The sequence below is a fragment of the Nonomuraea sp. NPDC004702 genome (assembly GCF_053601695.1).
Genome location: NZ_JBSGCE010000026.1, coordinates 63,165 through 83,903, shown reverse-complemented (window position 1 = coordinate 83,903; position 20,739 = coordinate 63,165). Strand labels below are relative to the sequence as shown.

Sequence of the window (20,739 nt, the reverse complement as noted above, 5' to 3'; positions counted from 1 at the left end):
ACCGCGCCGACCTGGTCGGACGGTCGCCGGGGTGGCGGCTCGGGGACGGGACCGTCCGCTCATAGCCTGGTCACATGGTGACCCGGCTCGCGACCTGCAACCTGTGCGAGGCCATGTGCGGCCTGCGCGTCGACCTGGACGGCGACCGGATCACCGGCATCCGCGGCGACGAGGACGACCCGCTGTCGGCCGGGCACCTGTGCCCCAAGGCGGTGGCCCTGCAGGACGTGCGCGAGGACCCCGACCGGCTGCGCCGTCCCGTGGTCCGCACCCCGGACGGCTGGCGCGAGGTCCCCTGGGCGGACGCGTTCGACCTGGTCGCCGCCCGGCTGGCCGGGACGCGCATCGTGCACGGCCCCGACGCCGTGGCCGTCTACCTCGGCAACCCGGTGGTCCACAGCCTGGGCGCGCTGACGCACGCGCCGCCGTTCGCCCGCCTGCTGGGCACCCGCAACCGCTACTCCGCCGCCTCCCTCGACCAGCTCCCGCACCAGTACGTAGCCCGCCACCTGTACGGCAGCCAGTGGCTGCTCCCCGTGCCCGACATCGCCCGCACGGCCTACTTCCTGGCCTTCGGCGCCAACCCGGCCGTCTCCAACGGCAGCGTGATGAGCGCGCCCGGCGTCGTCCGGCGCATCCGCGACCTGCGCGCCCGCGGCGGCCGGATGGTGCTGTTCGACCCGCGCCGCACGGAGACCGCCCGCCTCGCCGACGAGCACCACTTCGTCCGTCCCGGCACCGACGCCGCGCTCATCCTGGCCATGGTCGGCCTGATCGTCGGCGGCGGCGCCGCCCGTCCCGCGCCCTACGTGGACGGGCTCGACCGGCTGGCCCCGGCGCTGGAGGCGTTCACGCCGGAGCGGGCCGCGGCCGTCACCGGCGTGCCGGCCGAGGTGATCACCCGGGTCGCGGCCGAGTTCGCCGCCGCCCCCAGCGCCGCCGCCTACGGCCGGATCGGCGTGTCCACCCAGCGGTTCGGCACCCTGTGCCAGTGGGGGATCCAGCTGCTGAACCTGGTCACCGGCAACCTCGACCGGCCCGGCGGCACGCTGATGAGCAGACCGGCCGTCGACCCGGTGCGCAACCGCCTGATCGACCCCGGCCACGAGGGCAGGTGGCGCAGCCGGGTGCGCGGCCTGCCGGAGTTCGGCGGCGAGCTGCCCGCCGCGGCGCTCGCCGAGGAGATCCGCACGCCCGGCGCAGGGCAGGTGCGGGCGCTGGTGACCATCGCCGGCAACCCGGTGCGCTCGGCCCCCGGCGGGCACGAGCTGTCGCGGGCCCTTTCCGGGCTCGACTTCATGGTCAGCCTCGACTTCTACGTCAACGAGACCACCCGGCACGCCGACGTCATCCTGCCGCCCACCGACCTGCTCGAACGCGACCACTACGACCTCGTCTTCAACCTGGTCGCGGTCCGCGACCACGCCCGCTACACCCCGGCCGTGCTGCCCAGGACGCCCGGCGCCCGGCACGACTGGGAGATCCTGCGCGAGCTGGCCCGCCGATACCGCCGCCTGGTCCGGGCCGGGTCGCTGTCCGACCGGCTCATGCTGCGGCTCTCGCCGGAGCGGATCGTGGACCTCGGGCTGCGGGCGGGGCCGTACCGGCTGAGCGTGGCGCGGTTGCGCCGCCACCCGCACGGGCTGGACCTGGGCCCGCTCAAGCCGAGCCTGCCGGGCCGGCTGCGCACGCCGGGCCGCCGCGTCCAGGCCGCGCCGCCCGTCCTGCTCGCCGGGCTCGCCCGCGCCCGCGCCGAGCTGCTGGCCCCCGCCCCCGCCGGGCTGCTGCTGATCGGCCGCCGGCACCTGCGCGACGACAACTCCTGGCTGCACAACTCCGCCCGGCTGGCCAAGGGCCGCCCCCGGCACCACCTGCTCATGCACCCCGGCGACCTGCGCGCCCGCGGGCTCACCGACGGCGCGCCGGTCCGGGTGCGCTCCCGCAGCGGCGAGGTGACGGTGGAGGTCAGCGCGAGCGAGGACGTCATGCCCGGCGTGGTCAGCCTGCCCCACGGCTACGGCCACGACCGGCCGGGCGTGCTGCTGTCGGTCGCGGCCACGCTGGGGGGCGCCAGCGCCAACGACCTCACCGACCCCTGCCTCCTGGACGAGCTCACCGGCACGGCGGCGCTCAACGGCGTGCCGGTCACCGTCGAGCCGGTCACCGTCGAGCCGGTCACCGTCGAGCCGGTCACCGTCGAGCCGCTCAGCTGACGGGCACGATCTCCGCGCGGGTCAGGACGCCGTCCTCGACGGTCAGCAGCCCGATCGTGCCGTGCGGCTGGCGACGGCGGTCGGTGGGGGAGCCCGGGTTGAAGATGCGCAGCCCCTCGCCCGACTCGTCGAGCGGGATGTGCGAGTGGCCGAAGACCACCAGGGCGGCCTCGGGGAAGCGGCGGCGCAGCCGCGCCAGGCGGCCCTTGGCGGGCCCGCTGTCGTGGATCATCCCGATCCGCAGGCCCTCCAGGGTCAGCTCCAGCGTCTCGGGCGCCACCACGTCGGGGCCGTCGTTGTTGCCCTTCACCACGTGCACGGGGGCGTAGGCGGCCAGCTCGTCGAGCACCGAGCGCACGCAGACGTCCCCGGCGTGCAGGATGACGTCGGCCCCGCGCAGGTGCTCGGCCACCCGGGGCGGGCAGGCGCGCCACCGCCGGGGCGCGTGGGTGTCGGACAGCGCCACCACGTTCATCCGGAAGTCATGCCCGCAGATCCTCCAGCCAGGCCCGCCAGGCCGGAGCCTGCCCCGCGGGGTCGCCGAACAGCAGGTGCATGGCGAGCAGGCTGCCGCCCATGCCCTGGACGAACCGGTAGAGGGCGTCGGGGGTGCGGACGCCGACGCTCTGGGCGTTGCGGACGTAGACCACGCCCTGGACCGGGGGCAGACCGGGCGGCGCGAGCCGGACGGTGTCGCCGGGCTCGGGGCGGCCGCCGAGGGCGGCGTACAGGGCCCGCCAGGCGCGCGGCCAGTCGCTCACCGGCGGGCCGGACTCGGTGAGCGGGGTCGCGGCCCGGCCGGCGAAGTGGCCGAGGTACTCCGTCAGCGTCGCGAAGAACAGGGCCAGGCCTGTGGACATCGCCTCGTACTCCTGCTCCCAGTCGTCGCCGGGCAGGAAGCCGCTGGTGACCATGCGGAGCAGGGTGCTGCCCTGGCCGCGGCCCTCCAGCAGGAACTCGTAGGCCACGAAACGGCCGTCGGGGCCCGGGACGCCGGAGTGGGCGAAACGCTTGAGCTGGTCTTCGGCGGTCACCCTGGACTCGGGCAGCTCGGCCCCGGCGAAGGCGGTGCGGATCGCGCCGCCCTCGACCTCGTTGCGGCCCATGAACCACGAGTCGATGCCCGGCCCGGTGGTGATGGCCGCCCACACCTGCTCGGGCGTCGCCTCGACCATGGACTCAAGGGGGATCTCGAACTCGCGCCCCACCTCAGGAACCCTTCTTCACGGACGGGTGCACGGCGACGACCAGACGATGGTCCCGTCCGCCCTCCGCGGACTCGTCATGATATTTGCTGACCAGCGAGGTGACGCACTGCGCCAGCTCCTCGGCGAACGCGGCCCGGTCGGCGGCCGAGGCGAAGCGCACCTCGCCGTCGATGGCGAACGTGGCCACCTTCTTCTGCGCCTTGGCCGCGCCGGTGATCAGCGTGCCGACGTCGCGGACGAGCTGCGCCGCCAGGGCCAGCAGCCAGCGCGCCGACAGCCGGTCGGGGGACCGGGCGGGATCGGGCTGCACGGCGGCCAGGGCCGTGGGAGAGATCACGAAGGAGGCGGCCGTGGCCTGCATGACGCGCTCGGTGACGTTGCCCTTCCTGCGCTCCTCGACCAGCTCGACCAGCCCGTGGCGTTCGAGGGTGCGCAGGTGGTAGTTGACCTTCTGCCGGGCCAGGCCCACCTTGGCGGCCAGGGACGTGGCAGAGCCCGGCTCGACCAGCTCCGCCAGCAACTTCGACCGCATCGGGTCGAGCGACGCCTCGGCGGCCGCCGCGTCTTCGATCGCTGCCACTTCGTGCATGCCTGAAACGATCGCACCGAAAAAAATCGTTGTCAAGCCAGCCGGGCGGCCTTGCCCTCCAGATAGCGCTGCTCAGGCAGACTGAGCGTCCGCCGGGCCGCCTCGCGGAAGGCCAGCGCCGCCCCCTCCGCGTCGCCCTCCATCTCCAGCAGGTGGGCGCGGACCGCGGCCAGCCGGTGGTGGCCCGCGAGCCGGTCGTCGGCGGCCAGGCCGTCGAGCAGGTCGAGCCCGGCCCGCGGGCCGTGCACCATGGCGGCGGCCACGGCCTGGTTGAGCCGGACCACCGGGTTGTCCTCCAGCCCGGCCAGCACGCCGTAGAGCGCCAGGATCTGCGGCCAGTCGGTCTCGGCGGCGGTGGGCGCCTCGTCGTGCACGGCCGCGATCGCCGCCTGCAACTGGTACGGGCCCAGCGCGCTGGTGGCCAGCGCCTTGCTGACCAGCTCGACGCCCTCCTCGATCAGCCGCCGGTCCCACGACGAGCGGTCCTGCTCGGTCAGCGGCACCAGCGAGCCGCCCGGCCCGGTGCGCGCCGCCCGCCGCGCCTCGGTCAGCAGCATGAGCGCCAGCAGCCCGGCGACCTCGCCGTCGCCGGGCAGCAGCCGGTGGACGAGCCGGGCCAGCCGGATCGCCTCGCCGGTCAGCTCGGGACGTTGCAGGTCGGGTCCGGAAGTGGCGGTGTAACCCTCGTTGAAGATCAGGTAGAGCACGTGCAGCACCACGCGCAGCCGCTCGGCCCGCTCCGGCTCCGGCGGCGGCCCGAACGGCACGCCCGTGGACCTGATGCGCTGCTTGGCCCGGCTGATGCGCTGGGCCATCGTCGCCTCCGGCACCAGGAACGCCGCCGCGATCTGCGCCGTGGTCAGGCCGCCCACGGCCCGCAGCGTGAGCGCGAGCTGCGAGGGCTCCGAGAGCGACGGGTGGCAGCACAGGAACAGCAACGTCAGCGTGTCGTCGCCGGACGGCGTGCGCTCCTCGCCCGGCGCCGGTTCGACGAACTCGTCAGCCGGGACGGCGACCGCCGCGCTCTCCTCCCGCCGCCGGCGCGCGCTCTCGCTGCGGAAGTGGTCGATGACCCGGCGGGAGGCGACCGTGATCAGCCAGGCCCGCGGGTTGTCCGGCACGCCCTGGTCGGGCCACTGCACGGCGGCGTCGAGCAGGGCCTCCTGGACGGCGTCCTCGCAGGCGTCGAACTGCTCGTAACGGCGGACGAGCACGCCGAGCACCTGCGGCGCCAGCTCGCGCAGCAGCCCTTCGATCACTCCGCCACCTCGTCGATGACGGGCCGCACCTCCATGGCGCACAGACGCGCGTCCGGCCAGCGCGCGGCGATCTCGGTGGCCCGCTCGACGCTCGCGCAGTCGACGATCAGATAGCCGGCCAGGTACTCCTTGGCCTCCAGGAAGGGGCCGTCGGTGACGGCGGGCACGCCGTCGCGCACCGTCACGGTCTTGGAGGAGGCGGGGTCGCCCAGCGCCTGGCCCCCGGCCAGCTCGCCGTTGGCCTCCAGCTCGGCCATGAGCGCGTCGACCTCGGCCATGACCTGGTCGAACCCGTCGGCGACGGCCTGCTGGGCGGCGGGGTTGCTGTAGATGAGCAGCATGTATTTCACCTGCCTCATCCTAGGGTTCCGGGAAATCCGGCCGGGCCCGGCCGGGTTCAACCGAGTCGCAGCCCTGCGGGACGAGGGTGCCGGGCGGCCGGTCGGCGGCGGTCCGCACGCTCATGTGCAGGCGTAACCGGGAGCCCCGCGGGCTCTGGTCGAGCTCGACGCGGTCGCACAGGTGCTGGATCAGCCACAGGCCGAAGCCGAACCCCGCCGAGTGGGCGCGGCCGTGCTCGGCCGCGGCCAGGTGGGCGGCGCTGAGCCGGCCGGCCTCGTCCGCGATCTCCACCGTGACGCCGCCGGAGTCGGTGAGGGCCAGCAGGGTGCCGGTGCCGCCGCCGTGGTCGAGGACGTTGGTGACCGCCTCGTTGACCGCCAGCACGAAGTTGTCCAGGCGCTCACCGGACAGCCCGCCGCGGCCGGCGTGGTCGCGTACGAGGCGGCGGATGGCGTCGAGATCGGTGCTGATGGGACAGCGTAGCTCCGGTTCCATGCCCATGGTCTGATCAGTCCTGCCTGGGTGTGGCGTGGCGGGGGACCCGGCTTTGGTTGCTTACCAGACGCAAGCCCGGCAAACTCCCGGGCCGCCCGGCCGCGGCGCGGACGGCTACTGGAGGCGGGCGCCGATGATGCACGTGTCGTCGTCGGTGTCGGAGTTGCTGTGCGTCAGCAGGTGGTCGAGGCGCTGCTCCAGGGTGGCCGCGGGGTGCCGGGCGATGTCCAGGAGCCGCTGCTGGGACTCGTGCAGGTTGACGTCCCGCCGTTCGATGAGGCCGTCGGTGTACATGAGCAGGATGTCGTCGGAGGCGAGCTGGACGTGCGTCTCCTCGTACTCGGCCTCGGCGACCGCCCCGAGCAGCAGGCCCTTGGTCATGTCGAGCTCCCTGGCCTGCCCGTCGCGGACCAGGATGGGCGGCAGGTGCCCGGCCCTGGCGTAGCGCAGCACGCGGGTGCGGGGGTCGAACAGCCCGCAGATCGCGGTGGCCGTGACGTTCGCGGTCAGGTGGTGGGCGACCAGGTTGAGCCAGGTCAGCAGCTGGCCCGGCCCGGCGCCGGTGGCGGCCAGGCCGCGCAGCGCGTTGCGCAGCACGACCATGCCGGTGGCCGCCTCGATGCCGTGCCCGGCGACGTCGCCGACCGACAGCAGGATCTGCTTGGTGGGCAGCACGACCGCGTCGTACCAGTCGCCGCCGACCAGGTGCTCCTTCTCGGCCGGCCGGTAGCGCACGGCGATCTGCAGGTCGAACGCCTCCAGCGGCTCCCGGCTCGGCGGCATGATCGCCTGCTGGAGCTGCAGGGCCAGCCGGTTGCGCTCGGCGGCCTGCTGCTCGGTGTGGGCGAGCTGGTCGCGGGTGGCGGCCAGCGCCACCTCTGTCCAGTGCTGGGAGGAGATGTCCTGGTAGGCGCCGCGGATGGACAGCAGCAGGCCGCTGTCGTCGAAGACCGGCTCGGCGACCACTCTGATGTGCCGCACGGTGCCGTCGGACCGCTGCAGCCGGTAGGCGGTGGAGGCCGGACGGCGGTGGTGCAGCACGGCCCGGACGAACCGGCCGATGGCCACGGCGTCGTCGGGGTGGGCGTGCGTGGCCAGGCGTTCCAGCGGGATGGGCGGCTCGTCGAGGGACATGCCGTACAGGTCGTGGAGCTGGGCGCTCCAGACGATCTCGCCGGTGAGCAGGTTCTCCTCGAAGCCGCCGATGCGGCCCAGGCGCTGGGCGTGCTGGAGCAGGTTGGCGAGCTGGGCGTCCTGGTCCTGCAGCCGCCAGATGAGCAGCACGCCGTCGCCGAGCCGGATGATCGCGATGCCCGCGACGGTGTGCAGCGGGATCTGGTCCACCAGGGCCGTGATCGTCATCTTCTCGGCCCTGAAGGTCTCGCCCGTGGCGTGCACGTGCTCGATCCTGGCCAGCAGCGCGCCCTCCTCGGCGGCCAGCGGGTACGCCTCCAGGAACAGGCTCCCGACGACCTCGCCGCGCGGCCGCCCGGCGGGGTCGAGGAAGCGCGGGTTGGCGTGCACGATGCGGAAGTCGGTCAGCCGGCCCTCGGTGCCCAGCTGCGGGCGCAGCACCAGCGCCGCGTCCGGCAGCGCGTCGGCCAGGTCGATCAGCTCGGGCAGCACCTGCGGCTCGTGCACGGCCTGGTCGGTGGTCTCGAAGGTGTGGGCGCACAGGTCGGCCAGCACCTCGATCTGCTTGACGATCCGCGCGCCGGGCTGCGGCATCGCGTGCGGCCAGCCGATCTCCAGCACGCCGAGGATCCGGCCGCCCGTCCCGGCCGGGGCGGTCGCCCGCGCGCCGGGGGTCTGGCGTTGCCCGATCGAGGGCAGCCCGACGGCGGCCAGGTCGTCCAGCCACACCGTGCCGCGTTCCAGCAGCGCGCGGCGGGCCGGCGTGGCCACGCCCGGCGGCACGTAACGCCAGCGCCTGGCCTCCTCGTCGGCCAGCCCCGCGTACCCGGCCAGGGTGAGGGACGCGTCGGGCCCGGCCTCCCAGATGGCCACCGTCGTCGCGCCGAGCGCGGACAGGGCCTGCTCCAACAGCGACTGCGCCACGGCCTGCGCGTCGGTGGCGGTCAGCGCCCCGTTCTCGGCGGTGCGCAGCCGCACCGCCACCTCCGCCGACTCCTCGGCGCGGGCCGAGCTGAGGAAGTCGCGGGCGGCCTCGCTGATGCGGTCGTGGGCGGCCTGGTTGATGATGTCGGCGGCCAGTTCGAGCTGCGTCACCCCCGCCTGGTCGGCCAGGGTGGCGAGCTGCCTGGCGGCGGTGGCCAGGCTGCACTGCAGGCGCTCGACCAGCACGCCCTTGGCGACCTCGACCAGGGCGCGGCCCTCGGCGGCCCGCTGGGCCTCCAGGATCTGGTTGTGCAGGCGGTCGACCGTCGCGGCCAGGCGGCCGAGATTGGGCGGCTCGGTACGCTCCGGCGGCACGGCGGCCGCCGGATCGTGCTGGTGGTGCACAGCGTTGCTCCTTGAGGGGGACGGGTCAGGCGCCGAGCCAGTGACGGATGCGTTCGACCAGATGGTCGGCCTCGACGGGCTTGGTCACGTAGTCGCTCGCGCCGGCTGCCAGCGCCTTCTCCTGGTCGCCCGGCATCGCCTTGGCCGTGACCGCGATGATGGGCAGGTCGGCGTACTGCGCCATCGCGCGGATGCGGGCGGTGGCGGTGTAGCCGTCCATCTCGGGCATCATCACGTCCATCAGCACCAGGTCGATCTGCGGGTGGGCGACGAGCGTGTCGATGCCCTTGCGGCCGTCCTCGGCGTGCAGCACGTCGATGCCGTGCACCTCCAGCATGCTGGTCAGCGCGAACAGGTTGCGGGCGTCGTCGTCGACGATCAGCACCGTCCGGCCCGTCAGCGAGGTGTCGATCTCGGCCCCGGCGAGCTGGTTGACGTTCCCGGCCCGGATCAGCGGCAGCACGTCGCCGGGCTGGTCGGCGGTCAGGTGCAGGGCGATGCGCTCGCGCAGCTCGTCGAGGCTGGACAGCAGCTCCAGCGGCTGGCCGCCCTCGCGCGTCTGCAACGGCACCGCCTGCTGGGAGCTGGCCCGCCAGTTGTTGTAGGCCAGGACCGGCACCGAGTTCAGGGCCTGGTCGCCGTCCATGGCCTCCAGCAGGCGGTAGGCGCTCTGGTCGGGCAGGTCGAGGTCGAGCACGATGCAGTGGCAGGGGTCGGCGGCGAGCGTGGCCGCGGCCTCCTGCGCTCCGGCGGCCGTGACGATCTCGATCGTCTCGTCCTTGCTCAGCGCCAGCTCCGTCACCACGCTCTCGGCCACGTGCGAGAGCAGGCCCTGCGGCCGTTCCTCGATCACCAGCAGGCGGCGCGGCTGCGGCTGGTGGGACCTGGCCGGGGTGGTCGCCTCCTGCTCGGGCGTGGTGACGCGGGCCGACTCGACGATCACCGAGGGGTCGGCCAGGGCCTTCTTCGGGGAGAGCCCGATGAAGTCCGGCCGGGCGATCGGCAGGTAGAGGGTGAACACGCTGCCCTGGCCCGGCGTGCTCTGCGCGCTGATCGCGCCGCCGAGCAGGTGGGCGATCTCGCGGCTGATGGACAGGCCGAGGCCGGTGCCGCCGTACTTGCGGCTGGTGGTGCCGTCGGCCTGCTGGAACGCGCCGAAGATGGCTTCGAGCTGCTGGGCGGCGATGCCGATGCCGGTGTCGACCACCCGCAGGGCGACGGCCGCGCCGTGCTGGCGCACCGAGGCGGGCAGCTCGTCCTGGGCGGCCGGTTCGATGCGCAGCTCGACGCTGCCGGTCTCGGTGAACTTGACCGCGTTCGACAGCAGGTTGCGCAGCACCTGGCGCAGGCGCGAGTCGTCGGTCACGACCTCCACCGGGATGCCGGGGGCGTTGGTGATCGTGAAGTCGAGGCTCTTCTGCGACGTCATCGGCCGGAACGTGGCCTCGACGTAGTCGAGGAGCTGCCGCAACGGCACGCGTTCGGGGTTGATGTCCATCTTGCCCGCCTCGACCTTGGACAGGTCGAGGATGTCGTTGATCAGCTGGAGCAGGTCGGAGCCGGCCGAGTGGATGATCTCGGCGTACTCGACCTGCTTGGGCGTGAGGTTGCGCGTGTGGTTCTGGGCCAGGAGCTGGGCCAGGATGAGCAGCGAGTTGAGCGGGGTGCGCAGCTCGTGGCTCATGTTCGCCAGGAACTCGCTCTTGTACGTCGAGGCCAGCGTCAGCTGGTGGGCGCGGTCCTCCAGCTCCTGCCTGGCCTGCTCGATCTCCAGGTTCTTGGTCTCGATGTCCTGGTTCTGGCGGGCCAGCAGCGTGGCCTTCTCCTCCAGCTCGGCGTTGGAGCGCTGGAGCTCCTCCTGCTGCTGCTGCAGCTCCTCCGACCGGGCCTGCAGCTCGGCCGCGAGCCGCTGCGACTCGGCCAGCAGCTCGTCGGTGCGGGCGTTGGCGACGATCGTGTTGAGGTTGACGCCGATCGTCTCCATGAGCTGGTCGAGGAAGGCCCGGTGGACCGGCGTGAACGCCTGCACCGAGGCCAGCTCGATCACGCCGAGCACCTGCTCCTCGACCACGATCGGCAGCACCACCACCGAGGCGGGCTCGATCGTGCCGAGGCCGGTCGAGATCCGGACGGAGCCGGAGGGTACGTCGTCGACGGCGATGACTCTGCGGCTGCGGGCGGCCTGGCCGACCAGCGCCTCGCCGAGCCGGAACCGGGTCGGCCTGCCCGGGTCGGCCGGGTAGCCGTAGGCGCTGATGAGCTGGAGCTCGTTCTCCTCGGCCAGGAAGAACGCGCCGTACTGGGCGCTGACCAGCGGGGCCAGCTCGTTCATCACCAGCTCGGCGACGGCCGCCAGGTCGCGGTGGCCCTGCATGAGACCGGACATGCGGGCCAGGTTGGACTTGAGCCAGTCCTGCTGCTCGTTGGCGGTCGTGGTCTCGCGCAGCGACTTGACCATCGAGTTGATGTTGTCCTTCAGGTCGGCCAGCTCGCCCTCGGCATCGACCGTGATCGAGCGGGTCAGGTCGCCGGAGGTGACCGCGCTGGTGACCTCGGCGATGGCGCGCACCTGCCGGGTCAGGTTGGCGGCCAGCTCGTTGACGTTCTCCGTCAGCCGCTTCCAGGTGCCGGAGACGCCCTCGACCTCGGCCTGGCCGCCGAGGCGTCCTTCGCTGCCGACCTCGCGGGCCACGCGGGTGACCTCGGCGGCGAACGAGGACAGCTGGTCGACCATCGTGTTGATGGTGGTCTTGAGCTCCAGGATCTCGCCGCGGGCGTCGACGTCGATCTTCCTGGTCAGGTCGCCCTTGGCCACCGCCGTGGTGACCTGGGCGATGCTGCGCACCTGGTTGGTCAGGTTGTCGGCCATCGAGTTGACGTTGTCGGTGAGGTCCTTCCAGGTGCCGGCCACGTTGGGGACGCGGGCCTGGCCGCCGAGCTGGCCTTCGGTGCCGACCTCGCGGGCCACGCGGGTGACCTCGTCGGCGAACGCGCTCAGCGTGTCGACCATGGTGTTGATCGTCTGGGCGAGCGCCGCCACCTCGCCCTTGGCCTCGACGGTGATCTTCTGTGACAGGTCGCCGCGGGCGACGGCGGTGGCCACCTGGGCGATGCTGCGCACCTGGCTCGTCAGGTTCGACGCCATGACGTTGACATTGTCGGTGAGGTCCTTCCACGTGCCCGACACGCCCCGGACGGTGGCCTGGCCGCCCAGGTTGCCCTCGGTGCCCACCTCACGCGCGACCCGCGTCACCTCGTCGGCGAAGGCCGACAGCTGGTCGACCATCGTGTTGATGGTCTCCTTCAGCTCAAGGATCTCCCCCCGGGCATCCACCCGGATCTTCTGCGTCAGGTCACCCTTGGCCACCGCCGTGGTCACCTCGGCGATGCTGCGCACCTGCGCCGTCAGATTGTCGGCCATCACGTTGACCGACTCCGTCAACGCCTTCCACGTGCCCGACACGCCCTTCACATCGGCCTGACCACCCAGCCGCCCGTCCGTGCCCACCTCACGCGCCACCCGCGTGACCTCGTCGGCGAAAGACGACAACTGATCGACCATCGTGTTGAGCGTGTTCTTCAGCTCCAGGATCTCCCCACGAGCCGACACCGTGATCCGCTGCGACAGATCACCCCGCGCCACCGCCGTGGCCACCTGCGAGATGTTCCGCACCTGGTCGGTCAGGTTCCCCGCCATGAAGTTCACCGAGTCGGTCAGGTCACGCCAGGTGCCCGCGACCCCCTCCACCTCGGCCTGACCACCCAGCTGACCCTCGGTGCCCACCTCACGCGCCACCCGGGTGACCTCGTCGGCGAACGAGGAGAGCTGGTCCACCATCGTGTTGACGGTGTTCTTCAGCTCCAGGATCTCCCCGCGCGCGTGCACGGTGATCTTCTGCGACAGGTCACCCCGCGCCACCGCCGTCGTCACCTGCGCGATGCTGCGCACCTGGTCGGTCAGGTTGCCCGCCATCGCGTTCACCGACTCGGTCAGGTCCTTCCACGTGCCCGACACCGCCGGCACATCGGCCTGACCGCCCAGCCGCCCGTCCGTGCCGACCTCACGCGCCACCCGGGTCACCTCGGAGGTGAACAACGACAACTGATCGACCATGCCGTTGAACACCGAGGCGATCTCGCCCAGCAGCCCGTCGGCGTCCTCGGGCAGCCGGGTACGGAAATCGCCGTCCCGGACCGCCGTCAGCCCGCCGAGCAGCTGACGCAGCCGAAGCTCGCCGACCTCGGCGCCCCCGGACGCGGAACGGGAGCCACCGGTCATCGCTTCGCTCATGTCACCCTCGTGTCCTACGACGTTGTCGGGACTGCCCCGCCGGTGACCTCGCGAACGGCCCTGATCAGCAGGCCATGATCGAGGTCGTCGACGGAACAGTCATGGTTGTTGGTCATCCGGATTCTAGAGCCGGCACTCATGATCTTCAGCCCCGAACGCCGAGGTGCGGCGGGGACCGCTCACGACGACTCGCGGAGGCTGTCGGGGCGTTGCGCGCCCATCGCGGCCACGGCGTCGCCCACGCCGGTGTGGACGGTCAGCGAGGACCACACACCGGTGACCTGGAGGACGCGCGCGGGCAGCTCCTGCACGCCGGCCAGGCGGAGGACGCCCCCGTGTTCGAGCACCGCGGCGTTGAGGCGTAACAACACGTGCAGGCCGCGGCTGTCCATGAAGCTCAGCCCGCCCAGGTCGAGCACCATGCCCGCCCCGTGCCGCAGGTGCCGCTCGGTGAAGGACTCCAGCCGCGTCGAGTTGGAGGCATCGAGCTCGCCGATCACGGTCACCAGCACGCCGCCGGGCAGGTCGCGGCAGCTCAGGCTCAGAGGGGTCACGCCGTCACCGGAGGCCGGGCAGCACGAAGGCCCGTCCGGTCTGAAGGGGACGGGTGTGGCGGCGGACGAAGGAGGTCAGGCATCACAGGCCGGCGGCGGGATCGGCTCGGTCACGGGACCGACGCGGTCGCCCGGAGGGCGCGGCCGCCCCGACTGTGCTGCCTCTCGATCGCCTGGCCTGCGGCTACGCCCTCGCCGCGGACGCGCCATGTCGCCGCTACGGCCGGGACTCAATCGCGATCATCTCCTCCGTGCCGCGGCGATCGGTGCTCGCCTCCAACCCTTGAGCCTTCGGCGGTGGCGGGTCAGCACATCAGGCGAAGAATCCGGCTCACTCCTGTCCACAGAACGAAACGGGCATCAGAGGATCAGTCGTGGCGGAGCTCGGCCGCGGAGCGGAGGGTGTCGCCGGGCGAGCAGCCGAAGGCGGCCCGGTGGAGCTGGGCGAAGCGCCCGGGGTGGAAGAAGCCCCAGCGGGCGGCGACCGCGGTCACCGTGGTGGCGGGATCGCCGGTCTTCAGCTCGGCGTGCGCGCGGGCCAGCCGGGCCTGGCGCAGGTAGCCCAGCGGGGTGGTGCCGAGGTGCCGGCGGAAGGCGTACTGGAGGGCGCGGGCGCTGACCCGGGCGGCGGTGGCGATCTCGTCGATGCCGATGGGCAGGTCGGCGTGGTCGTCGATGAAGGCCGTCGCCCGGCGCAGCGCCTCGGGACGGGCGGAGCCGGGGGCGGCGTCGTCGGCGTCGGTGGGCAGGGTGGTGAGCACGCTGGCGGCCAGGAGCTGCCCGGCGGTGGAGACGACCAGCGGCTCGGCGGCCAGCTCGGGGGCGGCCAGGACGTCGTCGCGCAGGTAGGCGAGCGTGCGCCGCAGATGGCGCCCGGCGGCGGCGGAGACCGGACGGTGCCCCACCAGCCGGACCGGCTCGGCCCGGCGGCCGGGCAGCGTGCCGGCCACCTGCTGCAGCAGCGCGGGGTCGAACATGATGATGTCGTAGCGCGAGCGGCGGATCTCGCCGGTGTAGGGCAGGTCGTGCGGGGCGAACAACACCGTGTCGCCGGGGCCGAAGAGCTCGTCCGGCCCGCCGGCGACCTGCTGGGCGATGGTGCCGGTCTCGACCGCGCACAGGCACACCTTGCCGAGCGGGTTGACGTCGAAGCTCATCGCGTATTCGAGGTTGAGCCGGTCGATGCTGACCGAGCCCATGACCTGGCGGGAGATCTGGGTGCGGGGGTTCTTCACGTCGGAGCCGATGCGCATCTTGGCGTACGCCTTGCTGAGGAACGCCTCCGTCTGGCCGATGTCACGGCTGTCGAAGACCTCTGGGCCCATCGGACCACCTCTCTCCGGTCGGGGGGACCGCGCCTGCCGCGGCCCGTGCCGATTTTCCCAAACGGCTACGACAACGGCCGGCCGCCGACGGGACAGGGCCCTCTGCCAGGGACGATCCGCTTTTGGTATACCATTTTTCAGGTGACTTCCTGGACGATCTCCAACGTGCGCCCCTGGGGCGGCGCGCCCGTGGACCTGACCATCGACGGTACCCGGATCGCCGCCGTGCTCCCGGCCGGGACCACCCCGCCCGCCGGCGAGCACATCGACGGCCGCGGCCTGCTGGCCCTGCCCGGATTCGTCAACGCCCACGCCCACGTCGACAAGAGCTGGTGGGGCCGGCCCTGGGTGTCGTACGGCGGCGTGGCGACCACGCAGGGCCGCATCGAGCACGAGCGCGCCGAACGGGACAAGTACGGCATCCCGGGTGTCGACGGCACGGTGGCGGTGCTGCGCGAGTTCCTGCGGCACGGCACCACGGCCACCCGCACCCACGTCGACGTCGACCTCGGGGTCGGGCTGCGCGGCATCGAGGCCGTGCGCGAGGCCGCGGCACGGCTCGACGGGGCGATCGAGGTCGAGATCGTGGCCTTCCCGCAGGACGGCGTCGTCCGCCGGCCCGGCGTGCTCGACCTGCTCGACCAGGCCGCGCGGGCGGGCGCCACCAGCATCGGCGGCATCGACCCCGCGACCATCGACCGGGACCCGGTCGCCCAGCTCGACGGCCTGTTCGAGATCGCCGAGCGCCGCGGCGTCGGCCTGGACATCCACCTGCACGACGGCGGCGAGCTCGGCGCGTTCCAGTACGAGCTGATCATCGACCGCACGCTCAGGACCGGCCTGCAGGGCAAGGTCACCGTCTCCCACGGCTTCGCCCTCGGCGACCTGGCCCCCGAACGCCAGCGCGGCCTGCTCGACGACCTCGCCGCGGCGGGCATCTCCTGGGCGACGGTCGCGCCGGTGCGCACCGCACCCCTCCCGTGGCGGGGCATGGCCGAGCGCGGCATCGGCCTCGGCCTCGGCACCGACGGGATCAGGGACCTGTGGTCGCCGTTCGGTGACGGCGACCTGCTGCGCATCGCCCTCGGCTTCGCCCGGCTGCACGGGCTGCGCTCCGACGACGAGCTCACCGCCGCCGTGGAGCTGGCCACCACCAAGGCGGCGCCGTTCGTGCACCGGGACCGGCACGACCTCGTCGCGGGGGCGCGGGCCGACGTCGTGCTCGTGGACGCCGAGAACGTGCCGGACGCGCTCGTGCGGGTGCCGCCGCGGGCGCTCGTCGTCGCCGGCGGCCGGGTGGTCGCCCGCGACGGCGACGTGCTCCTTGACGCCTGACGCCTGACACCCGCGACGGCGACGTGCTTCTGTACGCCTGACGCCCGCGCGGGGGTCGCCTGACGCCCCGCGCCGGGTCAGGGAGTGCCGGACCGCTGCCGGTCGGCGTGTTCCCCGATGAGCCGGGAGCTGGTCGCCACGTGCCGGGCGACCAGCTCGCCGACGCGGGTCACGTCGCGGGCGGCGATCGCCTCGTAGAGCTCGCGGTGCTCGTCGGCGACCGCCTGGAGGTCGTCGTGCCGGCCGAGCAGCCAGCGCATCCGGCTGCGCAGCACCTGCCCCACCTCGACCAGCAGGTCGTTGCCCGCGATGGCGGTGGCCGTCTCGTGGAAGTCGGCGGCGGCCCGCCGGGCGCGGACCGCGTCGCCGGCGCGCGCCGCCCGCAGCTCCGCGTCGAGGTCGGCGCGCAGCCGCCGCAGGCCCTGCGCGTCGTGCCGCCGGGCGGCGAGCTGGAAGGTGACGGCCTCGAACGCCGAACGCACCTCCACCAGGTCGGCGACGTCGCGGGCGGTGAACTCGCGCACCACGGCCCAGGTGCGGGGCCGCAACGTCACCAGCCCCTCGGCGGCCAGGGTGGCCAGGGCGTCGCGCACCGGCACCCGGCTCACGCCGAGCTCGGTGGCCAGGTCGCGCTCGACGAGCTTGCTGCCCGGCGGGCGGACGCCGTCGAGGATGTCGTCGCGCAGCCGCCGGATGACGCGTACGGACTCGGGCTCGAACCCGGCTCCTGCCACCATGCCCCTCAGTCTCCCACCGGCGCCGCACCGGACGGGCTGTCCGCGTCCCCGGTGTCGAGGCGTCGCGCCTGCTGCTGGAGATGGGCGAGCATGACCTTGCCCGCGGGCGTCAGGGCGCGGGCCCCGGGCAGGGTGGCGCCCACCGAGCGGCGGACCGACGGCAGCGGCACCTGGAGTTCGAGGAGCTGGGGGTCGGTCCTGACGAAGAGGGCGGGCAGCGCGGCGATCATGTCCGTGCCGAGCAGCAGGGAGCGGATCGTCAGGATGGAGCTGCATTCGGTGCGGTCGGGCGGCAGCGGCAGCCCGTTGCGGTGGAACACCTGCTCCAGCTCCCGTCGCAGCGAGGTCTGCTCCAGCGGCAGGATCCACGGGTAGTCCAGCAGGCCGGCCAGCGCGCGGGCGTGCGCCGCCGGGTGCCCGGCGCGGGCGACCAGCAGCACGGGCTCGTTGTAGAGCGGGATCTGGCGCAGGTCCGGGCGGTCCTCGATCGGGTTGAGCCGGCCGAGGATCAGGTCGAGGTCGCCGCCGGTGAGCTGGGGGACCAGCGAGTCGAACGTGCCCTCCTTGACGATCACGGTGATGCCCGGCCGCTCGGCCTTGAGCGCCGCGATCGAGCGGGGGAGCAGCACGTTCGTGGCGGCCAGCAGGGTGCCGACGGTGACCGTGCCGGCCGTGCCGTCGGCCAGGCCGGCGATGCGCTCGCCCGCGCGGCGCAGCTCGGCCTGCACGGCACGGGCGTGGTCGATGAACGCCTCGCCGAAGAGGGTGGGGGTGACGCCGCGCGATCCGCGGGTGAACAGCTCCACCCCGAGGATCTGCTCCACCTCCCGCAGCCCCCGGGTCACGGCGGGCTGGGCCAGGTGGAGGTGCTCGGCGGCGCGCAGGACGCCGCCCTGCTCGGCGATGGTGGTCACGAGCACGAGGTGCCGCAGCTTGAGCCGGCCGCTCAGCAGGTCCAGCGGACGAGATATCACGAAATCATCATATGACCAGGGCTAACCTGCCCTATTTCGCTATGTCGGCGGGAACCGGCTGGTCACCCAGGCGCTCGGCGTCGTTGCGCGGGATCACCAGGGCGGCGACCAGGCTGATGACCGTCACCACGGTCAGGTAGGCGGTGATCGACAGCGAGGTCCCGGTCGAGGCGAACAGCGAGGCGGCCACCAGCGGCGTGATCCCGCCGCCCAGCAGCGAGGCGAGCTGGTAGGCGACCGACGTGCCGGAGTACCGGATGGCGACCGGGAAGAAGCTGGCGGTCAGCGTGCCCTGCGGCGCGTGCGTCATGGCCAGCACCGCGCCCATCACCAGCATGAACACCGCGATGAGCGGCTTGTTGCCGGTGTTGACGACCGGCAGGATCGCCAGGGCGCCGGCCAGCAGCACCACCGAGCCCCAGGTGAAGACGGCACGCAGCCCGTGCCGGTCGCCGAGGTGGGCCCACAGCGGCGCGGTGACCAGCCAGACGGCGGCGCCGCCGATCACGCAGCTCAGCAGGAACGTCCGCGACAGGCCGGCCGCGGCCTCGCCGTAGCCGAGGATGTAGACCATGAAGATGTAGGCCAGCGCGCTGTTGCCGATGATCACGCCGATCGTATGCACCACCTCGCGCCAGTGGTCGCGCAGCACCACCGCGATCGGCAGCTTGACCGGCTTGCGCCGCTCGACCAGGTCGGCGTAGTCGGGGCTCTCCTCGATGCGCAGCCGCAGGTACAGGCCGACCGCCACCAGCACGATGCTGAGCAGGAACGGCACCCGCCAGCCCCAGGCCATGAAGCTCTCCTCGCCCAGCAGCGAGGACGTGCCGAGGAAGACGGCGTTGGCGCACAACATGCCCGCCGGGGTGCCCATCATCGGGAACGCCCCGAACAGGCCGCGCCGGCCCTTCGGCGCGTGCTCCATCGTCAGCACCACCGCGCCGCCGAGCTCGCCGCCCAGGCCGATGCCCTGGGCGACGCGCATCACCACGAGCAGCACCGCCGCCCACACGCCCAGGCTGTCGTACGTCGGCAGCACGCCGATCAGCGTGGTGCCGATCCCCATGATGAGCAGCGAGACGACGAGCGTGTTGCGCCGCCCGATCCGGTCGCCGAAGTGGCCGAAGACGATGCCGCCGAGCGGGCGGGCCAGGAATCCCACGGTCATGGTGCCGAAGGAGGCGATGGAGCCGGCGACCGGGTCCATGGCGGGGAAGAACTGCTTGTTGAAGACGAGGGCCGCGGCGGTGCCGTAGAGGAAGAAGTCGTACCACTCGATGGCGGTGCCGATGAAGGCGGCCCGCGAGACGCGGCGGGCGGCCAGGCGGCGATCTGTGTCCATCTCTCTGTGCCTTCCGAATGAGGGTACGGAAGAGGATGCACGCTGGTGGTATGCCAGAACGAATACCGATTCGGTCGGCAGGCATAGCAGAACCGACATATAACGAAATAAGGATAGCTAGGCGACATTTCGGTATTGGACTGTTATGTCGAGCGATCAGCAGAATGTCGACCATGAAGCCCGCGCACTACGTCAACGGCGTCTTCACGACGGCGGGGACCGACTTCCCCCTCATCTCGCCCGTCGACGGCCGCACCGTCGGAGCCGTCCCCGAGGCGTCCCGCGAGACCATCGACGAGGCGGTCCGGGCCGCCCGCGCCGCCCTCGACGGCCCCTGGGGCGCCACCTCCACCGAGGAGCGGTGCGCGTACCTGCGCCGGATCGCCGACGGGATCGAGGCCAGGTTCGAGGAGTTCGTCGAGGCCGAGGCCGCCGACACCGGCAAGCCGCGCGAGCTGGCCGCGACGGTGGACATCCCGCGCGCCGCCGGCAACTTCCGCGCCTACGCCGACCTGGCCTACGGCCGTCCCGAACGGGCCTACAACACCAGCGTCCCGGCCTGGAGCGGCAACGGGCAGGCGCTCAACTACACCGTGCGCCGCCCGCTCGGCGTGGTCGCCGTCATCTCGCCGTGGAACCTGCCGCTGCTGCTGCTCACCTGGAAGGTCGCGCCGGCCCTGGCCGCGGGCAACGCCGTCGTCGCCAAGCCGTCGGAGGAGACCCCCTCCACCGCCACCCTGCTGGCCGAGGTGATCGACGCGGCGGGCCTGCCGGCCGGCGCGTTCAACCTGGTCCACGGCCACGGAGCGGGGGCGGCCGGCGAGCACCTGACCGCGCACCCCGGCGTGGACGCCATCGCCTTCACCGGCGCCTCGGCCACCGGCAGCGCCATCATGCGCAACGCCGCCGCGCACGTCACCCCGGTCTCCTTCGAGCTCGGCGGCAAGAACCCGGCCCTGGTCTTCGCCGACGCCGACCTGGAGGAGGCCGTCGAGGGCACGATCCGCTCCAGCTTCACCCACTCCGGCCAGATCTGCCTGTGCACCGAGCGCGTCTACGTCCAGCGCCCGATCTTCGAGGCGTTCACCCAGGCACTGGCCGAGCGGGCCAGGGGCCTGCGCGGCTACGGGCCGATGATCTCGGCCCAGCACCGCGACAAGGTGCTGTCCTACTACCGCCTCGCCGTCGAGGAGGGCGCGACGGTGCTGGCCGGAGGAGGCGTGCCGGAGTTCGGCGACGCCCGCGACGGCGGCTTCCACGTCGAGCCCACCGTGATCACCGGCCTGCCGCCGCACGCCAGGACCGTCCGCGAGGAGGTCTTCGGCCCCATCTGCCACGTCGCCCCCTTCGACGACGAGGAGGAGGCCGTCCGGCTGGCCAACGACAGCCCGTACGGCCTGGCCGCCACCGTGTGGACCACCGACCTGTCGCGCGCCCACCGCGTGGCACCCCGGATCCAGGCCGGCATCGTCTGGGTCAACTGCTGGAACCTGCGCGACCTGCGCACCCCGTTCGGCGGCGTGAAGGCCTCCGGCATCGGGCGTGAGGGCGGCGAGTACTCGCTCGACTTCTTCTCCGAGCCGGTCAACGTGTGCGTCAAGATATGAGGACA

General features: G+C 72.8%; 16 protein-coding genes. 3 read left to right on the top strand and 13 right to left on the bottom strand.

The window, feature by feature from the left end; all coding sequences use genetic code 11:
* Positions 1-74: 74 nt before the first annotated feature.
* Complete coding sequence (locus tag ACWEJ6_RS29025) at positions 75-2,213, top strand: molybdopterin-dependent oxidoreductase (RefSeq protein ID WP_452427775.1); 2,139 nt, start codon at positions 75-77, stop codon at positions 2,211-2,213.
* On the opposite strand, the gene ACWEJ6_RS29020 is transcribed toward ACWEJ6_RS29025, so the two are convergent.
* The 10 genes from ACWEJ6_RS29020 to ACWEJ6_RS28975 all read right to left on the bottom strand — a co-directional run bounded on the left by ACWEJ6_RS29020 (position 2,206) and on the right by ACWEJ6_RS28975 (position 14,739).
* Positions 2,206-2,688, bottom strand: coding sequence for a metallophosphoesterase family protein (locus ACWEJ6_RS29020; RefSeq protein WP_352329954.1), 483 nt, complete (start codon positions 2,686-2,688; stop codon positions 2,206-2,208). The genes ACWEJ6_RS29025 and ACWEJ6_RS29020 overlap by 8 nt on opposite strands.
* A 7-nt stretch (positions 2,689-2,695) precedes the next feature.
* Positions 2,696-3,421: an SRPBCC family protein gene (locus ACWEJ6_RS29015; RefSeq protein WP_452427773.1), complete on the bottom strand. Its 726-nt coding sequence runs from the start codon at positions 3,419-3,421 to the stop codon at positions 2,696-2,698.
* 1 nt (position 3,422) lies between these two features.
* Entirely contained in the window at positions 3,423-4,010 is a 588-nt protein-coding gene (locus tag ACWEJ6_RS29010) for an ArsR/SmtB family transcription factor (RefSeq protein WP_387674246.1), read from the bottom strand.
* Between the two features lie 32 nt (positions 4,011-4,042).
* Entirely contained in the window at positions 4,043-5,269 is a 1,227-nt protein-coding gene (locus ACWEJ6_RS29005; protein WP_452427770.1) for an RNA polymerase sigma factor, read from the bottom strand.
* Complete coding sequence (locus ACWEJ6_RS29000) at positions 5,266-5,610, bottom strand: YciI family protein (RefSeq protein ID WP_387674364.1); 345 nt, start codon at positions 5,608-5,610, stop codon at positions 5,266-5,268. The genes ACWEJ6_RS29005 and ACWEJ6_RS29000 overlap by 4 nt, the downstream gene beginning before the upstream one ends.
* A gap of 19 nt (positions 5,611-5,629) precedes the next feature.
* Complete coding sequence (locus tag ACWEJ6_RS28995) at positions 5,630-6,106, bottom strand: ATP-binding protein (RefSeq protein WP_452427768.1); 477 nt, start codon at positions 6,104-6,106, stop codon at positions 5,630-5,632.
* Positions 6,107-6,220: 114 nt separating this feature from the next.
* Positions 6,221-8,569, bottom strand: coding sequence for a SpoIIE family protein phosphatase (locus ACWEJ6_RS28990; RefSeq protein ID WP_387674238.1), 2,349 nt, complete (start codon positions 8,567-8,569; stop codon positions 6,221-6,223).
* A gap of 25 nt (positions 8,570-8,594) precedes the next feature.
* On the bottom strand, positions 8,595-12,860 hold the full coding sequence (locus tag ACWEJ6_RS28985; RefSeq protein ID WP_452427766.1) for a HAMP domain-containing protein: 4,266 nt from the start codon (positions 12,858-12,860) through the stop codon (positions 8,595-8,597).
* Positions 12,861-13,039: 179 nt separating this feature from the next.
* Positions 13,040-13,414 carry an STAS domain-containing protein gene (locus tag ACWEJ6_RS28980; RefSeq protein ID WP_452427764.1) on the bottom strand — a complete coding sequence of 125 codons (375 nt, stop codon included), beginning with the start codon at positions 13,412-13,414 and terminating at the stop codon, positions 13,040-13,042.
* Between the two features lie 368 nt (positions 13,415-13,782).
* A complete protein-coding gene (locus ACWEJ6_RS28975) occupies positions 13,783-14,739 on the bottom strand; it encodes a helix-turn-helix transcriptional regulator (RefSeq protein WP_452427762.1) in 957 nt (318 codons plus the stop codon).
* Between the two features lie 141 nt (positions 14,740-14,880).
* Between ACWEJ6_RS28975 and ACWEJ6_RS28970 the strand changes: the two genes are divergently transcribed.
* Positions 14,881-16,074, top strand: a complete 1,194-nt coding sequence (locus ACWEJ6_RS28970) for an amidohydrolase (RefSeq protein WP_387674231.1) — start codon at positions 14,881-14,883, stop codon at positions 16,072-16,074.
* A gap of 77 nt (positions 16,075-16,151) precedes the next feature.
* On the opposite strand, the gene ACWEJ6_RS28965 is transcribed toward ACWEJ6_RS28970, so the two are convergent.
* Genes ACWEJ6_RS28965 through ACWEJ6_RS28955 form a run of 3 tightly spaced genes read right to left on the bottom strand, consistent with a single transcriptional unit; the run spans position 16,152 to position 19,127 of the window.
* The gene (locus ACWEJ6_RS28965; protein WP_387674228.1) at positions 16,152-16,811 is read right to left on the bottom strand and encodes a GntR family transcriptional regulator; all 660 of its coding nucleotides are present in this window, start codon (positions 16,809-16,811) and stop codon (positions 16,152-16,154) included.
* A gap of 5 nt (positions 16,812-16,816) precedes the next feature.
* Positions 16,817-17,785, bottom strand: coding sequence for a LysR substrate-binding domain-containing protein (locus tag ACWEJ6_RS28960; protein WP_364338849.1), 969 nt, complete (start codon positions 17,783-17,785; stop codon positions 16,817-16,819).
* 31 nt (positions 17,786-17,816) lie between these two features.
* A complete protein-coding gene (locus ACWEJ6_RS28955; protein WP_358299276.1) occupies positions 17,817-19,127 on the bottom strand; it encodes an MFS transporter in 1,311 nt (436 codons plus the stop codon).
* A 173-nt stretch (positions 19,128-19,300) separates the two neighbouring features.
* Here ACWEJ6_RS28955 and ACWEJ6_RS28950 point away from each other — a divergent pair, with 173 nt between their 5' ends.
* Positions 19,301-20,734 (top strand): 2-hydroxymuconic semialdehyde dehydrogenase, encoded by a 1,434-nt coding sequence (locus ACWEJ6_RS28950; RefSeq protein WP_452427757.1) that lies wholly within the window; start codon positions 19,301-19,303, stop codon positions 20,732-20,734.
* Positions 20,735-20,739: the final 5 nt, after the last annotated feature.

Excerpts from the sequence above, each read along its gene's own strand:
- ACWEJ6_RS29025 (WP_452427775.1), top strand. The coding sequence starts at position 75 with ATGGTGACCCGGCTCGCGACCTGCAACCTGTGCGAGGCCATGTGCGGC.
- ACWEJ6_RS29020 (WP_352329954.1), bottom strand. The coding sequence starts at position 2,688 with ATGAACGTGGTGGCGCTGTCCGACACCCACGCGCCCCGGCGGTGGCGC.
- ACWEJ6_RS29010 (WP_387674246.1), bottom strand. The coding sequence starts at position 4,010 with ATGCACGAAGTGGCAGCGATCGAAGACGCGGCGGCCGCCGAGGCGTCG.
- ACWEJ6_RS29000 (WP_387674364.1), bottom strand. The coding sequence starts at position 5,610 with ATGCTGCTCATCTACAGCAACCCCGCCGCCCAGCAGGCCGTCGCCGAC.
- ACWEJ6_RS28995 (WP_452427768.1), bottom strand. The coding sequence starts at position 6,106 with ATGGAACCGGAGCTACGCTGTCCCATCAGCACCGATCTCGACGCCATC.
- ACWEJ6_RS28985 (WP_452427766.1), bottom strand. The coding sequence starts at position 12,860 with ATGAGCGAAGCGATGACCGGTGGCTCCCGTTCCGCGTCCGGGGGCGCC.
- ACWEJ6_RS28975 (WP_452427762.1), bottom strand. The coding sequence starts at position 14,739 with ATGGGCCCAGAGGTCTTCGACAGCCGTGACATCGGCCAGACGGAGGCG.
- ACWEJ6_RS28965 (WP_387674228.1), bottom strand. The coding sequence starts at position 16,811 with ATGGTGGCAGGAGCCGGGTTCGAGCCCGAGTCCGTACGCGTCATCCGG.
- ACWEJ6_RS28955 (WP_358299276.1), bottom strand. The coding sequence starts at position 19,127 with ATGGACACAGATCGCCGCCTGGCCGCCCGCCGCGTCTCGCGGGCCGCC.
- ACWEJ6_RS28950 (WP_452427757.1), top strand. The coding sequence starts at position 19,301 with ATGAAGCCCGCGCACTACGTCAACGGCGTCTTCACGACGGCGGGGACC.